The 14,782-nt window shown below is 42.9% G+C and carries 19 protein-coding genes; 4 read left to right on the forward strand and 15 right to left on the reverse strand.

Annotated elements, in window-relative coordinates:
• Nucleotides 1–335: 335 nt before the first annotated feature.
• Entirely contained in the window at nucleotides 336–611 is a 276-nt protein-coding gene (locus ACO05V_RS15970) for a hypothetical protein (RefSeq protein ID WP_421853627.1), read from the reverse strand.
• A 152-nt stretch (nucleotides 612–763) separates the two neighbouring features.
• Complete coding sequence (locus tag ACO05V_RS15975; protein ID WP_421853629.1) at nucleotides 764–1,195, reverse strand: hypothetical protein; 432 nt, start codon at nucleotides 1,193–1,195, stop codon at nucleotides 764–766.
• Between the two features lie 203 nt (nucleotides 1,196–1,398).
• Here ACO05V_RS15975 and ACO05V_RS15980 point away from each other — a divergent pair, with 203 nt between their 5' ends.
• Both ACO05V_RS15980 and ACO05V_RS15985 read left to right on the forward strand, forming a co-directional pair.
• The gene (locus ACO05V_RS15980) at nucleotides 1,399–1,629 is read left to right on the forward strand and encodes a TA system antitoxin ParD family protein (RefSeq protein ID WP_212918542.1); all 231 of its coding nucleotides are present in this window, start codon (nucleotides 1,399–1,401) and stop codon (nucleotides 1,627–1,629) included.
• Entirely contained in the window at nucleotides 1,604–1,933 is a 330-nt protein-coding gene (locus ACO05V_RS15985; protein WP_421853632.1) for a type II toxin-antitoxin system RelE/ParE family toxin, read from the forward strand. Before ACO05V_RS15980 ends, ACO05V_RS15985 begins: the two co-directional genes overlap by 26 nt.
• Nucleotides 1,934–1,959: 26 nt before the next feature.
• On the opposite strand, the gene ACO05V_RS15990 is transcribed toward ACO05V_RS15985, so the two are convergent.
• The 7 genes from ACO05V_RS15990 to ACO05V_RS16020 all read right to left on the reverse strand — a co-directional run bounded on the left by ACO05V_RS15990 (nucleotide 1,960) and on the right by ACO05V_RS16020 (nucleotide 6,368).
• Entirely contained in the window at nucleotides 1,960–2,301 is a 342-nt protein-coding gene (locus ACO05V_RS15990; RefSeq protein WP_421853635.1) for a carboxymuconolactone decarboxylase family protein, read from the reverse strand.
• 123 nt (nucleotides 2,302–2,424) lie between these two features.
• Nucleotides 2,425–2,823, reverse strand: a complete 399-nt coding sequence (locus ACO05V_RS15995) for a VOC family protein (RefSeq protein WP_421853639.1) — start codon at nucleotides 2,821–2,823, stop codon at nucleotides 2,425–2,427.
• A gap of 169 nt (nucleotides 2,824–2,992) precedes the next feature.
• Entirely contained in the window at nucleotides 2,993–3,223 is a 231-nt protein-coding gene (locus ACO05V_RS16000) for a thioredoxin family protein (protein WP_421853642.1), read from the reverse strand.
• Nucleotides 3,224–3,238: 15 nt separating this feature from the next.
• A complete protein-coding gene (locus ACO05V_RS16005) occupies nucleotides 3,239–4,225 on the reverse strand; it encodes a permease (protein WP_421853645.1) in 987 nt (328 codons plus the stop codon).
• Between the two features lie 190 nt (nucleotides 4,226–4,415).
• The gene (locus ACO05V_RS16010) at nucleotides 4,416–4,847 is read right to left on the reverse strand and encodes a group I truncated hemoglobin (protein WP_421853648.1); all 432 of its coding nucleotides are present in this window, start codon (nucleotides 4,845–4,847) and stop codon (nucleotides 4,416–4,418) included.
• Nucleotides 4,841–5,707, reverse strand: coding sequence for a DUF3034 family protein (locus tag ACO05V_RS16015; RefSeq protein WP_421853651.1), 867 nt, complete (start codon nucleotides 5,705–5,707; stop codon nucleotides 4,841–4,843). Before ACO05V_RS16015 ends, ACO05V_RS16010 begins: the two co-directional genes overlap by 7 nt.
• Nucleotides 5,708–5,735: 28 nt before the next feature.
• Nucleotides 5,736–6,368: a methylamine utilization protein gene (locus ACO05V_RS16020; protein ID WP_421853654.1), complete on the reverse strand. Its 633-nt coding sequence runs from the start codon at nucleotides 6,366–6,368 to the stop codon at nucleotides 5,736–5,738.
• A 140-nt stretch (nucleotides 6,369–6,508) separates the two neighbouring features.
• Here ACO05V_RS16020 and ACO05V_RS16025 point away from each other — a divergent pair, with 140 nt between their 5' ends.
• Nucleotides 6,509–7,231 (forward strand): helix-turn-helix domain-containing protein, encoded by a 723-nt coding sequence (locus tag ACO05V_RS16025; protein WP_421853657.1) that lies wholly within the window; start codon nucleotides 6,509–6,511, stop codon nucleotides 7,229–7,231.
• Here the strand turns inward: ACO05V_RS16025 and ACO05V_RS16030 are convergent.
• The 6 genes from ACO05V_RS16030 to ACO05V_RS16055 form a co-directional block, all read right to left on the reverse strand.
• Nucleotides 7,215–8,276: an ABC transporter substrate-binding protein gene (locus ACO05V_RS16030; RefSeq protein ID WP_421853660.1), complete on the reverse strand. Its 1,062-nt coding sequence runs from the start codon at nucleotides 8,274–8,276 to the stop codon at nucleotides 7,215–7,217. The two genes, ACO05V_RS16025 and ACO05V_RS16030, sit on opposite strands and share 17 nt — an antisense overlap.
• Nucleotides 8,273–9,745, reverse strand: a complete 1,473-nt coding sequence (locus tag ACO05V_RS16035) for a sensor histidine kinase N-terminal domain-containing protein (RefSeq protein ID WP_421853663.1) — start codon at nucleotides 9,743–9,745, stop codon at nucleotides 8,273–8,275. The genes ACO05V_RS16030 and ACO05V_RS16035 overlap by 4 nt, the downstream gene beginning before the upstream one ends.
• The gene (locus tag ACO05V_RS16040) at nucleotides 9,711–10,391 is read right to left on the reverse strand and encodes a response regulator transcription factor (protein ID WP_421853666.1); all 681 of its coding nucleotides are present in this window, start codon (nucleotides 10,389–10,391) and stop codon (nucleotides 9,711–9,713) included. The genes ACO05V_RS16035 and ACO05V_RS16040 overlap by 35 nt, the downstream gene beginning before the upstream one ends.
• A 105-nt stretch (nucleotides 10,392–10,496) precedes the next feature.
• Nucleotides 10,497–12,017 carry a tripartite tricarboxylate transporter permease gene (locus ACO05V_RS16045; protein WP_421853669.1) on the reverse strand — a complete coding sequence of 507 codons (1,521 nt, stop codon included), beginning with the start codon at nucleotides 12,015–12,017 and terminating at the stop codon, nucleotides 10,497–10,499.
• A gap of 1 nt (nucleotide 12,018) precedes the next feature.
• Nucleotides 12,019–12,459, reverse strand: a complete 441-nt coding sequence (locus tag ACO05V_RS16050) for a tripartite tricarboxylate transporter TctB family protein (protein WP_421853672.1) — start codon at nucleotides 12,457–12,459, stop codon at nucleotides 12,019–12,021.
• Between the two features lie 99 nt (nucleotides 12,460–12,558).
• Nucleotides 12,559–13,551, reverse strand: a complete 993-nt coding sequence (locus ACO05V_RS16055) for a Bug family tripartite tricarboxylate transporter substrate binding protein (protein WP_421853675.1) — start codon at nucleotides 13,549–13,551, stop codon at nucleotides 12,559–12,561.
• A 256-nt stretch (nucleotides 13,552–13,807) separates the two neighbouring features.
• On the opposite strand from ACO05V_RS16055, the gene ACO05V_RS16060 reads away from it, so the two are divergent.
• Nucleotides 13,808–14,737 carry a DMT family transporter gene (locus ACO05V_RS16060; RefSeq protein ID WP_421853678.1) on the forward strand — a complete coding sequence of 310 codons (930 nt, stop codon included), beginning with the start codon at nucleotides 13,808–13,810 and terminating at the stop codon, nucleotides 14,735–14,737.
• Nucleotides 14,738–14,782 lie beyond the last annotated feature (45 nt).

Consider the following 14,782-nt stretch of genomic DNA (forward strand, 5'->3'; position numbering starts at 1 on the left):
TGCCTGATTTTCTTCATAAGTACATTATTGCTGCCTACGCTCGTTATACCGTAAGGCATAGATTGTTTTTGATGTGACTAGAAAGGATATTTTTAACTGACCCTGAAACTCCATAAAGTCGCGCAATCAGGATTGCGTCGAACTGATTTCTTAGGGGGTTCAGGGATGGAAAGACAAAGACCGCAGTCTACTGAAAGGTACGACCACTTTCTGGAATTAATAACGGCCGATAAAGCGAAGCTTTCATTCTCGCGTAAGTCGCGCCTTTAGGCCGACAAGGGACTTAATTTCAATTACAGCACTTTGTATTCATGACTTTTGACAAATAACACCTGTCACTTTAAAAGCACAAACATTGCAAAAACAGCCACTGAAATAACAAGCATACAAAGCGCTCTTAATAAAAAGCGTTTAAAAGTGTTTTGCGTGTATTTCAGGAAAAACTTGTCCACCAAAAAGAATCCTAAAGCACTCAAGATGCCAGATGGCGCACCAAAATAGACAGCAATAACCGGCCAACCGGTATACCAATAGGCAATCGTCATTCCTAGAATAATGGCAACGACTAACCAAGCTAGGTGTTGAGCACTGATAGACAAGGTGACTTTCAAAATATTACTCTTTCTAGGAATTTATTTATAAATATTGAAACCAAGAACAAGGTACCACTTATCTAGGGCAATATAACGATTCTTTTTAGTTGCCCGTAAAAAACCTAATATTGGGCGATCTCTGGCACAACTCAATCAAACAAGCAATGTGGTTATAGCAGTGAGAATGAAAGAGCGCCACCAGCCAGAGCTAACAAGTGATAACCCCAAACAAAGCGAGCAAGTGGCTCATGTCGAAATAATTTGCCCTCAACGTATTTTTCTACTTTAGACACTCCCAAAATTAGAAGAGCGCCAAATCCTAGAAAGAATATAAAAGGGACTATCTCACCTTCGATGTTGAAACAAGAAAGTATGGCGATAGGGGCGGAAAATCCGAATGGTAGCCATACAAAAAACGATAGCGGACATTTTGCCCAATAGGGTTGGATAAAATACACGCGCGCTATTTTGCGTTTTAATTCATAACATCGCGTTGATCTTTCTTCATGCTGTACTTCAGCCAAGTTAGCATTGCGTAGTCTTCTCTTTTGACGATGCTTTCTATTTTTTCGAGTAGAAGTGTTCGAGTCTTTCCCTGACATTTTCCTGATCTCTCCTCTCAGTAATTTGGTTACAAACAATAATTATAAACAGCATTTTTAAGGTATTGCACAATATGCATATTCTCCAATGAACTATTATTAGAAAGATATTAGGAAATCAATTCATAACCAACCATTGCATTACGCGACAATTTGTCGCAAGCTAAAGAACGTAAATCCTCCATAAAATTAAGGTGTAGAATATGGCTACCAGCGTAAGATTAGACGATACCTTTGTCGCTAACGCCAAAGTTTATGCAGAGGCTGAGCACCGCTCATTGCCAAAGCAAATAGAATATTGGGCAAAGATAGGTCAAATCATGATAGACAACCCAGATTTATCCTATGAATTTGTCCGTGAGTCTCTATTAGCAACAGAAGAAGTAAACCAAGGATTGGTGAAACCTTATGTCAGAAGAACAAAACGAACTTAAAGTTTACGAATCAAAGCGGTTTGAGAAGGCATTAAGTAAGCTCTCTGAAGTGCATCTGAAACTAGTAGAGAATGAAATAGATAAAATCGTCGCTCATCCAGAGATTGGAGAGCAAAAGAAAGGTGATCTTGCCCATCTAAGAGTTCATAAATTTAAACTGGAAAAACAGCAAGTTTTACTTGGTTATTCATGGATTGAACAACGACTTGATATCTACTTGTTACAATTTGGATCACACGAAAATTTCTATCAAAAAGTAAAAAACCAACGTAAAGCAGATTTGAAGAAAATGAAACCAGCATAAGGCTTTCATTTTCTTCCTACATAACCTCACCCAGCCAAAAACTCATCCACTGCTGCCAATGCTTGTGTACCGTAGATAACTGCTGGACCGCCACCCATCATGAGTGCAACGTTGATGGTTTCGATCAGTTCTTCTCGAGTCGCACCAGCGCGAAGTGCGGCTTTGGCGTGGGAAGCAATACAACCGTCACAGCGTGAAGCAATGCCGATACTTAGCGCCATCATTTCTTTTATCTTGACGGCCAAAACACCCTCTTCCATGGCGGCTTTGTGCATAGCCATGAATCCATCTAGTATTTCGGGAGAGGACTTACGGTACTCACGGGCAAAGGCATTCTGGTCTTTGTTGATTTCTTTATAGCTTTTCATGGTTCACCTTAATTAGACTTAATATTAGATAAACCTAATTTAAAGTGAAATATAAATAGAAGATAGCATAGGTTAATAAAAGACTGACCTACCGCAAGATAAAAAGCACCGACTCTATAGCGATTAAGCCGTCCATTCTCGATTTTGTAATACCACTCGATAACCGTCCACGTCTTCAAAGGTTTTGCCGACGTCGTCCCAGTAATCATTGTAGGATGGCACATGAACAAAGCCTGCTGTTTGCATTTGTTCACAGCATTCTTCCCATATTTGCGCATCGGTAAAATAGAAGATGAGCAGGTTATCTTGCGTCGGCGCTTTACCGACGGTTGTGCCTTTATGATGGGTAAATTCTAAGTGGTAGTTATGCTGTTCATGACCGACGATAGAACCATCGAAGCCATTATGACCTTCGAAGCTACCAAGCTGCTTAAAGCCTAGGCCATTAACATACATATCTGTGATTTTAGCTAGGTTGTCAGTTGGTCTTGCGACACGCATTTTTGCTGTCTTCGGGATCATAAAATGCTCCATATTCTTGGTTGGTTTAAAGTTTAGCGCCAAGAAATTCAGGAGAAATCCAATTCACCACGCAACACGCCTTCCTTGACTAGCCAATGAGCCTACTACAAGACTTTTATGAAAATCCATAATCGTCACGCTATATTCAATATACCAATCAATTCGCCGATTAAAACCAGCTTTGTATTTTTTTCTTATCAGGAATCGAACCGTAATGCACAACAACTTCGTCAATCACTACCGCTGGCGTGCTCATGACACCATAACCCATGATGACTTCAGCACTGGTTTCTTTCACTATGTTCACCGGAACTTCATTTTCAGCGGCGATAGTTTTAATGAGTTCGGCCGTTTTCACACACTTACTGCATCCGCTACCTAATACTTTGACTTGTTTCACTTGATTGTTCCTTTTTTAATTAACAAAGTTCAAAATCCACCCGACTAGGGTGAAGGAAAACAGCAACATAACCAAAATGATGGCGAGCAATTTCCACGTCATCACCTGCTTAAGTAGGATAAATTCTGGAAAACTGGCCGCAACGGTACTCATACAAAATGCCATGGTGGTGCCGATTGGCAGACCTTTGGTGATTAAGCTTTCCATAATCGGGATCACGCCAGTGGCGTTTGAATAAAGTGGAATACCAAGCAACACAGCCAAAGGCACAGACCACCATTGGCCGTCGCCAAGGTTACCTTCTAGCCAAGATACAGGTACATAACCATGCAACGCGGCACCAAGACCAACACCGATGAAAACCCACTTCCACACGCGTGAGAAAATATCCCACAACTCATTCTTAGCAAAGTCGTGTCGTTCGCGAAAAGACAGGGTTGGTTTTGTACTCACTTCATTGGCATTTATCGTTGCTGGCGTTGCCGATTGATAGGCTTTTAAAGCAAAGGGCTGTAGCATTTTTTCGGCTCGAATGAGGTCAAGAAACACGCCGCCCAAGATACCAACGGCCATGCCAACCAAAACGTACATCAAGGTAATTTGCCAACCAACCAAACTCAGTAGTAACAAGACAGCGACTTCGTTAATCAGCGGCGAGGTCAGTAAAAACGACATGGTAATGCCGACAGGAATGCCCGCCGAGGTAAAACCAAGAAACACCGGAATGCTTGAACAGGAGCAAAATGGCGTGATGGCACCGAAGACAGATCCGGTTAAATAGCCAATAAAACGATTTTTCTTAGCAAGATAATCGCGCACTCTTTCAATATTGAGCGAGGCGCGTAACAGCGCAATAAAGTAGATCATGATGACCAAGAGGAAAAATATCTTGGTGGTGTCTTCAATGAAGAAATGAACCGCATCACCGAGCTTCGAATTCGGTGACAAGCCAAATAATATGAAGGTGAGCCAATCTGCTAAATCAGTAAAAATAGCCAGCATCGTATTTCTCTTATATGACGTTACCTTGTTGTGAATTCACAAAGGTTACCTTTCACCCTACTCCGATGCTTGGGACAAGACTATGAATGCTTTGCTATTAGCTGACCGAGATCAAATAAAAAAAACGACCCTGAGGTCGCTTTCGGATGGATGATTTTAATAATTCACTTTCTTGAGACGATTTACTTGTTTACTTGTAAAGCATCTCCCCACGCATCGGCGCGAGCACTTTAAGCACTTGGTTCTGCTGCGGATAGGTTAAGCCTGCTTTTTTCATAGCGTTAACCAATAAATCGACGGTGGTGTTGAAGTCGGTTTCATTGATGTTTTGACCTTGGTGCACTTTCAGCATGGTGTCGCCAGTGTAAGTACATGGACCGCCGGTGTTCACACAAAGATGCTCGATGAACTTTTCACGAAATCGCGTGATATTGGTTTTTTCGAAGTACTGATAGATGTCTTTATTAAAACTAATTTCGTCAATGAAGTTATCGGCAATGGCTTCGACAGTTGGCTTTCCACCAATTCCGTCATATAGACTTTGCGGTGCTTTACTTGGCGCCGCGCAGGCGACCAAAAATACACTAAGTGCAATGAATGATGCTTTTACTAGGTTTACCATAAGTACCCCGTCATGGATAAATAAATGCCTGTTTGATCTTTCTTAGTAGCAACCGTACCTAGGTCAACATAAGCCGCGGTAAAGTTAACGTTTTTGTTCGGCATATAACTGACAAAGACATCTTTCCAATCATCTTCTTCTACGCTGGATAGATTGCTTGGTTTCTGACGATATTCCATACCTACCACCCAGTTAGGCGATAGCAGCAAACCAACGCTGCCTTCCATCATTACTTGGTAATCCTTGTTGTCTGGTCCGCCGTAGCCTAACAAGCCCATTTCATTGGCTTTGGTGGCGCGAGCGGTGACGTTCCAAACTAGGTTATAACCCGCAACCGCACCCAAATGCACTTTAGTCGCAGCAACATAAAAATCTGTACCAGTGTCGTCTTTTGCGCCAAGATACGAAGCTACGAAGTCACTGTCTAATTGCTTATGCTGCAAACCAACACTGACTTGAGGATAAGCGGAATACACAGCATCTCCATATAAACGCACTTTTAAGCCAAAGATATCTTGTTTTATTTCACCAACACTTAGCGCTTTCACTAAATCAACTGGTAAATCAAACGTCTGTTGGGCATAACTTAGCTCGACTCTGTCGTAGAAGCTGGTCGCCGCACCGATGGAAGACAAACGGTAATCGCTGACATTTACGTCGGTGATAAAAAACGACGCGGCTGTTTCATCACGGCTATCGTAGCCAGCCAAAGTCGCCCATGGAACAAGGCCACCGCCGCCGCTACCTTCGACTTGAGAAAGTCCGGCCGTCGCCAGGATTTTGCCATCGGCTGCCATACTAGTGGAAGCCCATAAGGCAAGGCTGCCGACAGCCATTAATTTCAACGTATTTTTATTCATTACATTCCTGCCGTGCTTTTAATCTGGATCAATTTGACCATTTCTTTTTACCAAATCCTTTATTCATACTACTGTGATCCATCGTATCAATAGGAGGTAAAAGCTCTAGCGAGACAGCCTGCTCTGTATTACTCGTAATTTTGATGTTCTTTACAGCATTAACACCTTCAATAAATCGTTCACTCCACAAAGATACTGAATCACCGCTTTTAGCAGGAATGCGCACTTTACCGTCTTTGTCTGTTTTCAGGGCAAAGGCATTATCAGCAACGATAATGTAGCCAATCATGTCGTCATGTATGTTACATCCGAGCACCACAAGGCCTGGCTTATCAAACAAGATCGGGGCAATTTCAGTACCTTTATAGAGCTTAATTTCAAAGGTTTTTGGCTGAGAAAAGCTATATACGTGATGACGAATATCATCACTGTTAGGAAAGCTAACATACTGACCTTTTTGCACGACCAACACTCGCGGTACAAAAGATTCATCAATTTGATCCATCACAGCAACCGCACTTGGCGTGCTTACCGCTTTGTTGGATACAACAACAACCGCATCAGAGACAGGAAGGTTATCCTGATCCAAAATGGTCAGCGTCATTTCAGCCCATGCACTTGGCAGGGAAAATAAAAACACTAAAGCAAAAAAATGACGCATATTATTTCCTTTTAATTAATTGGCTTTTGATCTGGCCGCTTACTTTTAAATATAATTACAGCAAATTAAAGATAGATCATTATACTTTCTGTAACACACAGTAAAAATTAGAGCATAAGCGGTCATAAGGAATGAAAACCATGCGAGATCTCATAGAAGTTATTTCCTATAAAGACACGGCAAATAGCCATTCGCATGCCCATACTCAAATCGTACTGCCGCTTTCTGGCCACCTAATTTTAGACGTAGAAAACCGCCAGCAAGCGGTGAAATTTGGACAGGCTTGCATGATTTCTTCCAGTCAAAATCACACACACTTGGCAAGACAAGACAATCACTGCTTGGTGCTCAACTCGCTTCCTGTCTGGGACAGTCAGATCGAAAGCAAAAATAATTTTATTGAACTAAACGCACAAGCCAAGGCGTATTTACCCTTTCTATCTAGCTTAATTGGTGAATCTCATAACCCACTTAAAACTCAACAGGCTTTAAATTTACTGGAACATTTATTGCCTATTCCACAAGCCAAGATACTGCAAGCCGACACGCGTTTAGCCAAAGCCAAACAGCGGCTGGATCATAATTTCCAAGAGCCTTGGAGCTTATCTGAGCTTGCTAGTGACGTACATTTAAGCCCCAGCCAGTTAACCGTCTTGTTCAAGCGTTATCTCGGCATGACACCGAAACAATACTTGCAACAACGGCGCCTAACCGAGGTAAAAATGTGGTTAACATCAAGCAATAAAAGCTTGGATTTTATCGCCCATAAAGTAGGAATAAGCGACGCCAGTGCCCTTGTCCGATTATTCACAAAACACTATCGGGTTACGCCAGGTTCCTATCGCGCTAATCCTCTTCACTAATCTCCAACGCCATTTCCCAGTTACGAATAAAGCGCTTTTGTTTGGCATAATCTCTGCCAACCAATAATTGCTGATCTAGTTCAATCACGCCCGTAGGTCCCGGCGCGTTGACCACATAAGGATCGTTTGGATTATTGATATCAGGTCGAATCGGAAATAATAAGCCTTGTGTTTGCATCATCTTTTGCGCCTGATCAGACAGCAAAAAATCTAAGAAAATGCCAGCGTCTTCTATGTTTGGCGCACCTTTAGGGATCAAGGCGGCACGCATTAACATGAGCGTATAATCTTTCGGCAGGATCATTTTCAATCTATCGTCATCTTGGGCTCTTTGAGAGGCGTAAGAGCCTAACAAGTTATAACCCAATACCAATTTACCTGATGCGACATCGTCAATAATATCGTGCGTACAACAATAGGTTTGCACATCATGACTACCAAACGCCTCTAACAAGCGGCCCCATGTAACATCCGCTTGGCGTGCATCTTGGCTTGCTAATAAGTAACCAACTCCACTTTTTCGAATGTCGTAGGTGCCAATACGCTTGGTCATTGCCTTTTCATTCTGGCGAATAGTTTGCAATAAAGACTGTCGATCTTCTGGTAAATCTCCAGGAAATTGCTTTTTATTCACCAGCATAACAATCGGTTCAAGCGAAAACGCAAACAACTGATTTCGCCATTTGAAGTTACTAGGCAAGCGCTCGGTAAAACTCGACTGATACGTTTGAGCATAACCATCGTTCACTAATTTAAGGTGCAAATCCATGGCGCTGCTTATAACCAAACTAGCCTCTGGCTTTTTTTGTTCCTTGATAGTGAGATAATACAGTTCAAGCGTATTCACATCGCGATAGGCAACACGAACATCAGGATGTAGCTCTACAAATTTTTTCAAAATAGGCTCAAACGAGGCCAAATCCATGGCTGAGTTAATGATTAACATACGTTGCGCATTTTCATTGCCAAACCAGACTGGCTCAGCCGCCCACAATCTTGTTGCATTAAAAGTGACAAGAACTAGCCAGAAGAAAACCCGTTTCATACCGTATCCTCAAATCTAAGCTTGGCAAAATCCACTTGAAAAGTCGTGCCTTTCGGCTCGGTATCCAATATTTGAATTCTTGCCGCATGATGATCGACAATGTCTTTTACCATCGCCAAACCAACGCCACTTCCAGCAATATCATAGCGACCTCGATAAAAACGCTCGAACACGCGCTCTTTTTCTATGTCAGGAATGCCATCACCATAATCAATCACCTTGATACGATAGAAGCGTTCAAACTCTTCTACTTGCACAATGACTTCTGTGGCGTGAGCAACATCTGCTCGACTATACCGTACCGCGTTTTCGATGAGGTTTTGCATCATTTGCTGAATCGAAAAGGCATCCCCTAAAATCATGGTTTCTTTCAGCTCACAATCTAGAGAAAGCTGAATCCCTTGATGAAGTGCTGTGACAGCCTGCTCCCGACAAGATGCAGTAATCGGCGCCAACAAATCTATAGGTTCTAATCTGTGAGTTTGCAAACGATGAGAAACAACCGCCTGATTAAGTAACAAGGTGACGGTTTGGCTCAGGGTGTCGCATTGTTTAACAATATTTTCCAAGGCCTGATGCTGCCTTTCTGGCGAATTACCTACAGAAGAAATATCACGAGCATTTTCTGCCAGCGCCCTTAGACTCGCCAATGGCGTACGTAACTGATGAGCCGCATCCGCTGTATAGTTTTCCAGCTGCTCAAGGTTGGTTTGTAAACGCGCCATAAAATGGTTAATGGCCACTTTTAAATGATGCGTTTCCTTCGGTGTATTGATATCAATTGGTGTGAGGTCACCCATGGCACGCTCTTCCAAGGCTCGCTCAATTCGATGCAGAGGTCTTAAGACAAGATGACTACCAATGATGATTAGAGTGATAGCAACCAAAGCAATAAGCACCACCACTTCGACGGCTTTTTGGGTCACCGCGGAGGCCATTTGCTCTCTTGATAATCGAGTCTGACCTAAAATAATACGAACGGTTTGCGCAGTTTCTGGGTCGGTAATATGCCGCTGGACCCAAGCAAAGCGCACCATTTCACCAGAATATTCTTGGTTGTAAAATTGTATTTTGTCTAAAACAGGAGGTTGTGGTGGCTGGCTATCTAGATCTTGATAACCAGTAATAAAGCCTTGCTCCAAGCTCTCGACTTTATAAAAAACACGATCTTCTTCCGCTTGCGCCAAGGTGGCAAAGGCAGACCATGGAATGTCGATGCTAACTTCATTACGCATCAAGCCAACGTTTTCGTCCATTTGCAGTAAAGCACTACGCAATAAACGGTCGTAGGATAAATCAGCGAGCTTCTGGCTATAATCAAAAATCAGATTAATCGCTAAGCTCGCGATGATACCGATAACCAAAACACCCGCGAGAATAAAGCGAAAGCGCAACGAGGGCGCGTTATCTAAGGCCTTCTTTTCCTCGTCTTCACTAAGGGTTCGATGGTTTGGCGATTTCTGCCACATAACCAATTCCTCTTAGGGTACTAATCACCAAATCCCCCTCACCCATTTTCTTCCTTAAACGCCCTACATAGAGTTCAATCGCGTTAGGACCCGGCGTTTCATTGAAATTAAATAAATGGTCGGTAATTTCGTCTTTGCTTAACACACGGCCCAAATGACCAAGGAATATTTCCAGCAGGCGAAACTCTCGGTTGGTGATTGCCGTTAGCTCTCCGTCAATAAAGACCTGACGACTGTCTCGGTTCACCACTATGTTGCCGTGTTCAGTAACATTAGCAGCGTAACCCTGCTTGCGACGCAGTAAAGCTCTACAACGAGCTTCTAGCTCACCAAAATCGAATGGTTTAGTAAGATAATCATCCGCTCCGGCATCGAGCAAGCGTATACGATCTTCTATCTGATCCCGCGCGGTTAAGATTAATACTGGCGTATCATCATCTCGCTGACGCAGCTTTTGCAGCAATTGCAATCCAGATAAGCCAGGTAAATTAAGGTCGAGCAGTATCAAATCGACAGGCTGATACTTCAATAACTCGTCAGCTCGCTTACCATCTCCAATTAAATCAACGCCATGTCCTAGGCTTGTTAATCGCTCACAGATCGCTTGCCCTAAGACCTGAGTATCCTCTACCACCAGAATTCGCATAACCTTTAGCCATCATGTTTTTTATTTTTCGATCTAAAAACAAGAAAAATCGAGCAACCTAAGTTGCTCGATTTTTTTGTCACAATGCCTCTAGTATTACAGGGCTTACACGTCTTTAACAGCGTCTTTTGATTTCTTCATTTTAGCGCGAACAATCGGACCTACTACCATAGGTAGAACCAAACCTAGTATCGCAACCGTCCAAAGACCAATACTTAATCCACTGTTGAAAAGCACACTCCAATCACCATCAGATAGTACCAATGCATGACGAAGACTTTTCTCCATTTCTGGCCCAAGCAACATACCCAAAATGATCGGTACTAGTGGGATATCAATCTTACGGAAGATATAACCCAATACACCAAAGCCAATCATGAAGTACAAATCAAGTGCACTGTGGCTGACAGAATAAATACCCACAGATGCAATCAAAGTAACAATCGGCATTAAATATTTAGGTGGAATGCTCAGCAGTTTAACGAAGATGCCTACCATTGGAATGTTTAATAGTAGCAACACAAGGTTACCCACAAACATTGCCGCAATAACACCCCAAACTAGATCCGCATTTTGCTGGAACAACATTGGACCAGGAGAGATGTTCAAAGAAATCAACATCGCTAATAGCACTGCTGTCGTACCACTACCAGGAACACCCAGCGTTAACATTGGTACAAGCGCACCAGATGCCGCACCGTTGTTACCCGCTTCAGGAGCAGCAACACCGCGAGGGTCGCCTTTACCAAATTCGCCTTTATCCGAGACGCGTTTTTCCAAGGTGTAACTGATAAAGCTACCCAAAGATGCGCCTGCACCCGGCAATACACCCGCAACAAAACCAAGTACCGCACCACGGAAAGAAGCAGGTAACACCTTGATAATGTCTTTTGCAGATAATTTAAGTTTGTTAATAGCAACTTGTTTTAGTCCGTCACCTGCATGACGCTCTAAGAAGAACAACAACTCACTGATCGCAAACAAACCAACGATCGCGATAATAAAATCAACACCTTCGAACAATTCAAGCGTGTTAAACGTAAAACGCTGAACCCCCGTTGAAATATCGATACCAACCGTAGCGATCATTAGACCAATAGCTGCTGCCATCAAGGTTTTAAATTGATTTTTACCTGTAATACCACCCAAAGTTGCAAAGGCTAAAGCAAACAAAGCAAAGTATTCAGAAGGACCAAATCTCAAGGCAAATTTCGCTAAGATTGGCGCTAGAATAACCAGACCAATTGTCGCAATGAAACTACCAATAAAAGAGGCAATCGCAGAAATCGCTAATGCTTCCGCCGCCTTGCCTTTTAATGCCATTGGATAACCATCTAAACAGGTCATCATGGCTGGCTCGTCACCTGGAATATTCAACAGAATTGACGAAATACGACCACCGTACATGGCACCCGCATAAACAGAGGTTAGCAAGATAAGAGATGATGTTGGCGATAAACCTAAGCTGAACGCCAACGGAATCAAAATAGCCACACCATTTGCAGGACCAAGACCCGGCAATGCGCCAATCAAGGTACCTAAAATGGCACCAATAACCGCAAACATAATACTTTCAGGCGTTAACGCAACCGCAAAGCCTTGCATTAATAAGCTCATAGTATCCATATTAAAACTCCAATAGACCTAGAGGCAGTGCTAATTCAAGCACATTATTGAAAAGGAAAAAGATAACTACAGAACTTGTCACACCCGTGATAAGACTCTTAGCAATGCTTGCTCCCATACGCCAACTTAAAAAAGTCACAACCAATGCAGCTGCAGGCATAAACCCAATTGGTTCAATTGCCCACGCAAAAGCAAGCATAGAAAGAACCACAACACTAAGTTCAATCAACATGGCAACGGGCGCCCATTTCTCGTCTTGGTCAGGACGAACAATCATATAAATTGAACTAATACCTAAAATGATGGCTAGCATGATAGGAAAAGTTTCAGGACCGACACTTTCTTGTCCGCCAAAAGGAATGGGGAATTGCGTTGCTTCCCAGCCGTAACCTACGGCAAGAATAAGCATTAGCATGCCAAACACACGATCATTAATACGCATGTCTCTGCTCCATGTTAATAAATCAAAGGATGAAAAATAGTCGAAAACAGGAGAGGGCTATTTGTAATAACAAACGCCCCTCCAAATAGCGGTCTGAGGTTATTTAATTAGACCGATGTCTTGCGATAAGATTTTGATGTCTAGAGTTTGGTTTTTTACGAATTGAGTAAAGTCAGCACCAGACTTGTGGAATGGCATCAAACCATTTTTAGTCATGACGTCTTTCCATTCTTGAGTTTGGTATAACTCATCAATGGTTTTTACCCACCAATCGTAAGAGTCTGCACTTGCGTTACCTGGTACGTAAAATCCACGCCAGTTTGGTGCAACGGAATCAATACCTTGCTCCATTGCTGTTGGGATAGAATCAAATGGTGCTGGTAAACGTTCTTCAGAAAGAACCGCTAGCACACGTAAATCACCAGAATCCATGAAGCCTTTTACTTCAGAAATATCACCAGTGAACGCATCAATGTGACCACCAACAACCTGAACCAGAGCTTCAGAACCACCGCTAAACGCTAGGTAGCGAATTTTCGGAAGTTTTTCTACGTTCGCTTTTTGTGCCGTCATCAGAACTTTTAAATGATCCCAACCACCAGAAGCACTACCACCTGCGAATTTTACTGCGCCTGGATCTTTTTTAAGTGCATCAAGAATTTGAGTTAAAGAAGTGTATTTTGAATCTTTACCTACAGCGATAATGCCGTAGTCAGCGCCTAATGTACCAACCCACTTAACTTGGTCAGCATTCATGCCTGGGAATTGGCCTTGAGCTAGGCGAGTTGTTGTTGCAGTACTAGCCGCAACAATAAGGTTTTCATCTGTATCACGTTTACTAATCGTATGCGCAAAAGCTACACCGCCACCAGCACCCGTCATGTTAACTGTCTGAACGTTACCTTTGAAGTAACCTTGGTCTACTAATACTTTACCAACGCTACGGCAAGTAAAGTCCCATCCACCACCTGGGTTAGCTGGAGCAATACATTCACCACTGCGAGCTGGTTCGAAGGCGTAAGCCTGTCCAGCCATAGTTAGCGCTACTGCACCTGAAATTAGAACAGACTTCAAAGAAATGGTATTAAGCATGGTTATCTCCTGCTTGTTATTTTTTTTGTTGTTAGCTAATCAAGCTCTTAAAATTTGTATTTCAATTAACTTGAGTAGACAAACCTTACCTCTCAAACCTGTCACCACCCTGTCATAGATCAATATTTCTTACTTAATTGCCATAAAAAGCGCATTTTTGACAAGACAAATCACGCATTTCTGACAATGTTATTCCCCCTTAATCAAGATAACATCTTACGTAATCAGACTAGATCAGGATTCAGGAAACAACAAGATGACAGCACATTCACCACAAGCCACCCTCATTGGCAGCATCGCTATTTTACTTTGGAGTACCCTTGCACTGTTTACCACGCAAGCCAATTTAGTACCGCCATTACTCTTGCTCACACTCACCTTTGGAGTAGCCAGCCTATTATTTTTTATCGTTTATTTAGTGAAAGGCGAACTAAAGTCGTCTTGGGAAAAAACCCCCAAAAGCGCCATCATCATGGGTGGACTAGGTTTTTACTTTTATCACTTTTGCTATTTTTATGCCTTCCAACATGCCCCCCCCGTCGAAGCGGGGTTAATCGCCTACCTTTGGCCTTTGCTCATTGTATTAATGGCAGGCATGACAAAAGGCAATTATCTATCGTGGACACATTTGGTGGGCGCAGTGATTGCGTTTATCGGTACCGGCATAATGCTGCAATCAAAAGGGCAAGTATTAGAAGTGGAAAGTAACACCGCCTACCATTGGACAGGCTACGCAGCGGCTTTTGCTTGCGCATTCATTTGGTCGAGCTATTCCGTAGCGAATCGACGCTTTCAAAGCGTTCCGTCTAGTGCTGTGCTTTGGTATTGTCTAATCACCACACTTCTAGCGGGCGTTTCACACCTAGTGATCGAAGCGCAAAGCTCGGCATCTTCGACAGACTTTCCAGCAAGCACCTGGATCGCCATTTTAGGGCTAGGCTTTGGCCCAGTAGGCATCGCTTTTTTCTGTTGGGACTTTGGCGTAAAAAAAGGCAACTTGTCGCTGCTTGGGGTACTGTCTTATACCGCACCCGCACTATCGACAGCGTGGCTAGGACTGTTTACCGATGCACAACTTAGCACAGGGCAAATCATTGCTTGCTTACTCATTACCGCAGGCGCCCTGTTCGCCAGCTTAATGCCGAGCAAAAAAATGCCTTCTACTTATGAAGCAGAAGGCATTTAATTCATACAAGCAATTATTAGACAACGAGGCGCTTTAGTAAAAGCG

It is taken from the genome of Marinomonas sp. (genome assembly GCF_965225885.1).
Taxonomy (GTDB): domain Bacteria; phylum Pseudomonadota; class Gammaproteobacteria; order Pseudomonadales; family Marinomonadaceae; genus Marinomonas.

Coding starts and splice junctions, on each gene's coding strand:
- ACO05V_RS16010 (WP_421853648.1), bottom strand. CDS start 4,847: ATGGTAAACCTAGTAAAAGCATCATTCATTGCACTTAGTGTATTTTTG.
- ACO05V_RS15990 (WP_421853635.1), bottom strand. CDS start 2,301: ATGAAAAGCTATAAAGAAATCAACAAAGACCAGAATGCCTTTGCCCGT.
- ACO05V_RS16025 (WP_421853657.1), top strand. CDS start 6,509: ATGCGAGATCTCATAGAAGTTATTTCCTATAAAGACACGGCAAATAGC.
- ACO05V_RS16015 (WP_421853651.1), bottom strand. CDS start 5,707: ATGAATAAAAATACGTTGAAATTAATGGCTGTCGGCAGCCTTGCCTTA.
- ACO05V_RS15995 (WP_421853639.1), bottom strand. CDS start 2,823: ATGATCCCGAAGACAGCAAAAATGCGTGTCGCAAGACCAACTGACAAC.
- ACO05V_RS16040 (WP_421853666.1), bottom strand. CDS start 10,391: ATGCGAATTCTGGTGGTAGAGGATACTCAGGTCTTAGGGCAAGCGATC.
- ACO05V_RS16030 (WP_421853660.1), bottom strand. CDS start 8,276: ATGAAACGGGTTTTCTTCTGGCTAGTTCTTGTCACTTTTAATGCAACA.
- ACO05V_RS15980 (WP_212918542.1), top strand. CDS start 1,399: ATGGCTACCAGCGTAAGATTAGACGATACCTTTGTCGCTAACGCCAAA.
- ACO05V_RS16045 (WP_421853669.1), bottom strand. CDS start 12,017: ATGGATACTATGAGCTTATTAATGCAAGGCTTTGCGGTTGCGTTAACG.
- ACO05V_RS16050 (WP_421853672.1), bottom strand. CDS start 12,459: ATGCGTATTAATGATCGTGTGTTTGGCATGCTAATGCTTATTCTTGCC.
- ACO05V_RS16035 (WP_421853663.1), bottom strand. CDS start 9,745: ATGTGGCAGAAATCGCCAAACCATCGAACCCTTAGTGAAGACGAGGAA.
- ACO05V_RS15975 (WP_421853629.1), bottom strand. CDS start 1,195: ATGTCAGGGAAAGACTCGAACACTTCTACTCGAAAAAATAGAAAGCAT.
- ACO05V_RS16020 (WP_421853654.1), bottom strand. CDS start 6,368: ATGCGTCATTTTTTTGCTTTAGTGTTTTTATTTTCCCTGCCAAGTGCA.
- ACO05V_RS16060 (WP_421853678.1), top strand. CDS start 13,808: ATGACAGCACATTCACCACAAGCCACCCTCATTGGCAGCATCGCTATT.
- ACO05V_RS16005 (WP_421853645.1), bottom strand. CDS start 4,225: ATGCTGGCTATTTTTACTGATTTAGCAGATTGGCTCACCTTCATATTA.
- ACO05V_RS15985 (WP_421853632.1), top strand. CDS start 1,604: ATGTCAGAAGAACAAAACGAACTTAAAGTTTACGAATCAAAGCGGTTT.
- ACO05V_RS16055 (WP_421853675.1), bottom strand. CDS start 13,551: ATGCTTAATACCATTTCTTTGAAGTCTGTTCTAATTTCAGGTGCAGTA.